Source organism: Mesorhizobium sp. M7A.F.Ca.US.006.04.2.1 (assembly GCF_004022915.1).
Classification (GTDB): domain Bacteria; phylum Pseudomonadota; class Alphaproteobacteria; order Rhizobiales; family Rhizobiaceae; genus Mesorhizobium; species Mesorhizobium ciceri.
In genome coordinates, this window is the sequence record NZ_RZQA01000290.1 from 1 (window position 1) to 6,893 (window position 6,893).

The window sequence follows — 6,893 nt, forward strand, 5'->3', positions numbered from 1 at the left end:
GTCTTGAAATGCTTGAGCGTGAGGTTTCTCATGTCGCATACTAAATTGTTTTTACTGACTAGGTAAAGTTATTGAATTTTACTTATCGTGCGACGTTTGTTTCCATTCCTCCAGTCCAGCCGCTCCGAGGAGATGCGGCGGGAGGGGAGGTTACGATGCCAGCGGCAACGCTCGACGCTTTTCTGAACTCCTATCTCGGCCAGCCAGACGAATTCCGCTCGGCCGTTGTGACGACCGTTCGTCAGTTGACACAGGCCGCCATCAAGGTCCGCAACACCATCAACCAAGGGGTGCTCGGCGCCGCCTTTGCCGAGACCCGTGGCGCCAATGCCGACGGCGACGTCCAGAAGGATCTCGACGTCTTCTCCGACGACATCTTCCTCGACGCCATGCGCCGTGCGCCGGTGGCGCTTTACGCCTCCGAGGAGCTGGAGCAGCCAGTCCTGCTCGACAGGCAAGCGCCACTCGCCATTGCGATCGACCCGCTCGACGGCTCTTCCAACATCGACACCAACGTGTCGATCGGAACGATCTTCTCGCTCCTGACCGCAACTGGCGCGCCGGACGCTGATCCGGCCGCCTCTTTCTTGCAGGCGGGCGTGAACCAGCTAGGCGCCGGTTTCTTCATCTATGGGCCGCAGTTGGCACTCGTCCTGTCGCTCGGCAGCGGCACGCATGTCTTCGTCTTCTCGACAAGGCTCGGCACCTTCGTCCAGGCCTATGAAAGCCGGATCATTCCGCAACGCACTCAGGAGTTCGCCATCAACGCCGCCAACTACCGGCACTGGGACGAGGCTGTGCGGCTCTATGTCGACGACTGCCTGGAGGGCACCGAGGGACCGCGCGAGAAGGATTTCAACATGCGCTGGATCGCCTCTCTGGTCGCCGACTGTTACCGCATATTGATGCGCGGCGGCGTTTTTCTCTACCCCGGCGATCGGCGCAAGGGCTATGGTCAGGGACGGCTGCGCCTCGTCTACGAGGCCAACCCGATCGCCTATCTCATAGAGCAGGCTGGCGGTGCCGCCACCGACGCGATCACCCGCATCCTAGAAATCGAGCCGGAGAGCCTGCATCAGCGCGTGCCGATGATCTTCGGGTCGGCGCGGGAAGTCGCGCGCATCACGCGCTACCACACAGAGCCGAGCAACATCGGTGAGCGTGCGCCGCTGTTCAGCCGCCGCGGCCTGTTCAGAGCCTGAGCAGCACCATGTCAGCCAAGCACCCCATCATCACCATCACCGGGTCGTCGGGCGCCGGCACGACCTCGGTCAAGCGCATCTTCGAGCTGATTTTCCGGCGCGAGAACATCGAGGCCGCTTTCATCGAAGGCGACGCATTTCACCGCTACGACCGCGCGGCGATGAAGGCAAAGGTGGCCGAGGAGGAAAAGGCCGGCAACCCGAACTTCACCCATTTCAATGCCGCGGCCAACGAACTCGGAATTCTCGAAGAGGTGTTCGCGGAATATGGCCGCCGCGGAACCGGCAAGACCCGCACCTACATTCATGATGAGGAAGAGGAAAAGCAGCACGGCACGCCACCGGGAACCTTTACCGAATGGCGCGAATTCGCTCCCAGCGACCTGCTCTTCTACGAGGGGCTGCACGGCTGTGTCGTCACCGACACGATCAATCTGGCCAAGCATGCGGATCTCAAGATCGGCGTCGTGCCGGTCATCAATCTCGAATGGATCCAGAAGATCCATCGCGACCGTTCGACACGCGGCTATTCCACCGAGGCGGTGATGGACGTGATCCTGCGCCGGATGCCCGACTATGTCCGCTACATTGTCCCGCAATTCTCGCAGACCGCCATCAACTTCCAGCGCGTGCCGATCGTCGATACGTCCAACCCGTTCATCGCGCGCTGGATTCCGACACCCGACGAATCGATGCTGGTTATCCGCTTCGCCAATCCGCGCGGCATCGATTTTCCGTATCTGCTGTCGATGATCCACGACTCGTTCATGTCGCGGCCAAATTCCATCGTGGTGCCAGGCAACAAGCTCGATCTTGCCATGCAGCTGATCCTGACGCCGCTCATCCTGCAATTGGTTGAACGCAAGAGCCGTGTGTCGTGAGGAGGATGCAATGACCAGCCAAACAGCACTGAAGCCCGTCACCACAACCGCTCCCGTCTCGGAGCGCGACATGGCGAACGCCATTCGCGCGCTGGCGATGGACAGCGTCCAAAAGGCGAATTCGGGTCATCCTGGCATGCCGATGGGCATGGCCGATGTCGCAACGGTGCTGTTCAACCGCTTCATCAATATCGATCCGTCGAGACCGGACTGGCCCGACCGTGACCGTTTCGTGCTTTCAGCCGGCCACGGCTCGATGCTGCAATACGCACTGCATCATCTGCTCGGCTACGAAGACATGCAGGTCGAGGAATTGCAGCGATTTCGGCAGCTGGGCAGCCGCACCGCCGGACATCCGGAATACGGCCATGCGCTTGGCGTGGAGACCACCACCGGACCGCTTGGACAGGGCATTTCCACGGCGGTCGGCATGGCGCTGGCGGAACGCATGCTTGCCGCCCGCTACGGTGCCGATCTGGTCGATCATCATACCTATGTGATTGCGGGCGACGGCTGCCTTCAGGAGGGAATCAGTCACGAGGCGATAGACCTCGCTGGTCACCTGAAGCTTTCCCGCCTGATTGTCTTCTGGGACGACAATGCGATTTCCATTGACGGGCCGACCTCCCTCTCCACGTCGATGGACCAGCCGGCGCGCTTCAAGGCCGCCGGCTGGGATGTCCAAAGTGTCGCCGGGCACGACATGGCAGCAGTCGCCGCGGCAATCGAGGCGGCGCGACGGTCGGATCGGCCATCGCTGATTGCCTGCCGCACAGTGATCGGCATGGGTGCCCCCAATCTCGGCGGTTCGGAAAAGACGCACGGCGCACCGCTGGGTGAAGCAGAGATCGCCGCGACACGCGAAAACATCGGCTGGGCCCACGCGCCGTTCGAGGTGCCGGATGATATCCTTTTCGCCTGGCGCGAGATTGCCGGTCGCGGCGAAGCGATGCGGCGCGCCTGGGAGCAGCGGCTTGCCGCCTCGCCGCGACGCGAGGCTTTTGAAAACGCCGTCGCCGCCGAACTGGCCGACACGGTCTTCGACGCGCTCGAAGCCTTTCGTCGCGAACATGTCGAGAAGGCAACCAAGGTGGCGACGCGAAAAGCCTCCGAAATGGCGCTGGAGGCCATCAACGGCGCAACGGAATTGACCGTCGGCGGCTCGGCCGATCTGACGCACTCGAATCTGACGATCACCAAGGGCATGAACCGCATTGCGCCGAGTGACTATGCCGGCCGCTACATTCACTACGGCATTCGTGAGCACGGCATGGCGGCCGCCATGAACGGCATCGCGCTGCATGGAGGTTTCGTGCCCTATGGCGGTACGTTCCTGTGCTTCGCCGATTATGCGCGCGGCGCGATGCGGCTCTCGGCGCTCATGGGCCAGCGCGTCATCTATGTGATGACACACGATTCCATCGGCCTCGGCGAGGACGGCCCGACGCACCAGCCGGTCGAGCACCTTGCGATGCTGCGTGCGACGCCTAATCTCAACGTCTTCCGTCCGGCGGATGTCATCGAAACGGCGGAGTGCTGGGAACTCGCGCTGAAGAGCAAGGATCGGCCGAGCGTCCTGGTGCTGTCGCGCCAGAACCTGCCGATGCTGCGTCGGTCGCACAGTGACGAGAACCGCTCCCGCCAAGGTGGCTACGTCCTGCGCGAACCAGCCGAGCACCGTGCCGTCACCCTGATCGCCACCGGCTCGGAGGTCGAGATCGCGGTTGCTGCCGCCGAAAGGCTGGAGACCGAGCATGGTGTCGCCGCCGCCGTCGTGTCGATGCCGTGCTGGGAGCTTTTCGAGGAGCAGGAAAGCGCCACCCGCAAGGCCGTCCTCGGCTCGGCGCCGCGCGTCGCGGTCGAAGCGGCAGCCCGGCTGGGCTGGGACCGCTGGATCGGCGAGACCGGCGCTTTCGTCGGCATGACCGGCTTCGGCGCCAGCGCCCCTGCCCCCGACCTCTACCGGCATTTCAACATCACGTCCGAAGCGGTTGCTGCAGCGGCGCTGAAGCTCATCATCTAGGAGGATTCACAATGGCTCGCATCACCCTTCGCCAGCTTCTCGACCATGCCGCCGAGCACGGCTACGGCGTACCGGCATTCAACATCAACAACATGGAACAGGGCCTCGCCATCATGGAAGCGGCCAAGGCCTGCGACGCGCCTGTCATCATCCAGGCTTCGCGTGGCGCCCGATCCTATGCCAACGACATCATGCTGGCCAAGATGATGGAGGCGCTGACCGAAATCCACCCAACCATCCCGCTATGCATCCATCAAGACCACGGCAACAGCGAGGCCACCTGCCTTTCCGCGATCCGCCACGGCTTCACCTCGGTGATGATGGACGGATCCTTGATGGCGGACGCCAAGACGCCGGCAAGCTACGACTACAACGTCGCCATAACCGAACGCGTCGCACGTATGGCGCATTGGGTCGGCGCTTCCGTCGAAGGCGAACTGGGCGTGCTCGGCTCGCTGGAAACCGGCCAAGGCGAGGCCGAGGATGGCCACGGCGCCGAGGGCGCGCTCTCCCACGACCAGCTCCTGACCGATCCCGATCAGGCGGTCGACTTCGTGACCGCAACCCAGGTCGACGCGCTGGCGATTGCCTGCGGCACCTCGCACGGTGCCTACAAATTCACCCGCAAGCCGGACGGCGACATCCTGGCCATGCAGGTGATCGAGGCGATCCACGAGAAGCTGCCCAACACGCATCTGGTCATGCACGGCTCTTCCTCTGTGCCGCAGGAGTTGCAGGACATCATCAACAGATACGGCGGCGAGATGCCCCAGACTTTTGGCGTCCCGGTCGAGGAGATCGAGCGCGGCATCCGCTACGGCGTGCGCAAGGTCAATATCGACACCGATTGCCGCATGGCCATGGCCGGGCAGTTCCGCCGCGTCGCGACGGAAGACCCGCGCGAGTTCGATCCCCGCAAATTCCTGAAGCCCGCCATGGATGCCTTGCGCGACCTTTGCCGGGACCGCTTCGAGCGTTTCGGTACGGCGTCCAACGCCTCGAAGATCAAGGTCATCGCCATGGACGAGATGGCGAAACGTTACGCCGCGGGAAAACTCGACCCCCAAATCGCAACCGCGAAAGCCGCCTGAGCAACAAACAGGAGACCTGTCATGAACAAGATCGACATACTGCCAGCGGGGACGCTCAAGGAAGGCAAGGAGCGCTACAAGTCAGGGGTCATCCCCTACAAGAAGATGGGCTACTGGGAGCCTGACTACAGGCCCAAGGAAACCGATCTGATCGCCATGTTCCGGATCACGCCGCAACCCGGTGTCGACCACGAGGAGGCGGCAGCCGCCATCGCCGGTGAATCCTCCACCGCGACGTGGACCGTGGTGTGGACCGACCGGCTGACAGCTTGCGAGCTCTATCGCGCCAAGGCGTTCAGATCCGAGCCGGTGCCGAACACCGGTCCCGGAACCAAGACCGAGCAACAGTACTTCGCCTACATGGCCTACGACCTCGACCTGTTCGAGCCGGGCTCGATCGCCAACCTGACCGCATCGATCATCGGCAATGTGTTCGGCTTCAAGGCAGTCAAGGCGTTGCGGCTGGAAGACATGCGTATCCCGGTGGCGTATCTCAAAACTTTCCAGGGGCCGGCGACCGGCATCGTGGTGGAGCGTGAGCGGCTCGACAAGTTCGGCCGGCCGCTGCTCGGCGCAACGACGAAGCCGAAGCTCGGCCTGTCGGGACGCAATTACGGGCGCGTCGTTTATGAAGCGCTGAAGGGCGGCCTCGACTTCGTCAAGGACGACGAGAACATCAACTCGCAGCCCTTCATGCATTGGCGCGACCGCTTCCTCTACTGCATGGAGGCCGTGAACAAGGCGTCGGCCGCCACCGGCGAGGTCAAAGGCCATTATCTCAACGTCACCGCCGGCACGATGGAGGAGATGTACGAGCGCGCCGAATTCGCCAAGCAACTTGGCTCCTGCATCGTCATGATCGACCTCGTCATCGGCTACACGGCGATCCAGTCGATGGCCAAGTGGGCACGCCGCAACGACATGATCCTGCACCTGCACCGTGCCGGCAACTCGACCTATTCGCGCCAGAAGAACCACGGCATGAATTTCCGCGTCATCTGCAAATGGATGCGCATGGCCGGCGTCGACCATATCCATGCCGGCACGGTGGTCGGCAAGCTGGAAGGCGACCCGCTCATGATCAAGGGATTTTATGACACGCTGCGCGAGGAGCGCACGCCTCAGAACCTCGAAACCGGGCTGTTCTTCGATCAGGAATGGGCCTCGCTCAACAAGGTGATGCCCGTTGCCTCGGGCGGCATCCATGCCGGCCAGATGCACCAGTTGATCCACTATCTCGGCGAGGACGTCATCCTGCAGTTCGGCGGCGGCACGATCGGCCATCCGGACGGTATCCAGGCAGGCGCGACGGCCAATCGCGTCGCCTTGGAAGCGATGATCCTGGCCCGCAACGAGGGGCGCGATTATTTGCGCGAAGGGACCAAGATCCTCGAACAGGCGGCCAGATGGTGCACGCCGCTGAAGGCTGCCCTGGAGACCTGGAAGGACGTCACCTTCAACTACGAATCGACCGACACGGCCGACTTCGTGCCAACCGCAACGCCCAGCTTCTAGACGAAAGGAACCGTCGTCATGATGACCAATCCGGGAAACAAGGTCACACAGGGGCAGTTCTCGTTCCTGCCCGACCTGACCGACGAGCAGATTTCGGCGCAGATCAAATACGCGCTGAAGAACCATTGGGCGGTCAGCGTCGAGTACACGGACGATCCGCATCCGCGAAATACCTATTGGG

Annotated in this window: 6 protein-coding genes; all 6 read left to right on the forward strand. The window is 62.5% G+C overall.

Annotation, left to right across the window (positions count from 1 at the left end):
- The first annotated feature begins 155 nt into the window (after positions 1 to 155).
- Positions 156 to 1,202: a class 1 fructose-bisphosphatase gene (locus EN925_RS16880; protein WP_013532052.1), complete on the forward strand. Its 1,047-nt coding sequence runs from the start codon at positions 156 to 158 to the stop codon at positions 1,200 to 1,202.
- An 8-nt stretch (positions 1,203 to 1,210) separates the two neighbouring features.
- Entirely contained in the window at positions 1,211 to 2,083 is an 873-nt protein-coding gene (locus tag EN925_RS16885; RefSeq protein WP_013532053.1) for a phosphoribulokinase, read from the forward strand.
- 10 nt (positions 2,084 to 2,093) lie between these two features.
- Positions 2,094 to 4,106, forward strand: coding sequence for a transketolase (gene tkt, locus EN925_RS16890; RefSeq protein WP_013532054.1), 2,013 nt, complete (start codon positions 2,094 to 2,096; stop codon positions 4,104 to 4,106).
- A gap of 11 nt (positions 4,107 to 4,117) precedes the next feature.
- Positions 4,118 to 5,197: a class II fructose-bisphosphate aldolase gene (fba, locus tag EN925_RS16895; RefSeq protein ID WP_013532055.1), complete on the forward strand. Its 1,080-nt coding sequence runs from the start codon at positions 4,118 to 4,120 to the stop codon at positions 5,195 to 5,197.
- A gap of 21 nt (positions 5,198 to 5,218) precedes the next feature.
- The gene (locus EN925_RS16900) at positions 5,219 to 6,712 is read left to right on the forward strand and encodes a ribulose-bisphosphate carboxylase large subunit (protein ID WP_127388253.1); all 1,494 of its coding nucleotides are present in this window, start codon (positions 5,219 to 5,221) and stop codon (positions 6,710 to 6,712) included.
- Positions 6,713 to 6,730: 18 nt separating this feature from the next.
- Positions 6,731 to 6,893 (forward strand): ribulose bisphosphate carboxylase small subunit (locus tag EN925_RS16905; protein WP_206632839.1); only part of this gene is annotated, 163 nt, incomplete at its 3' end.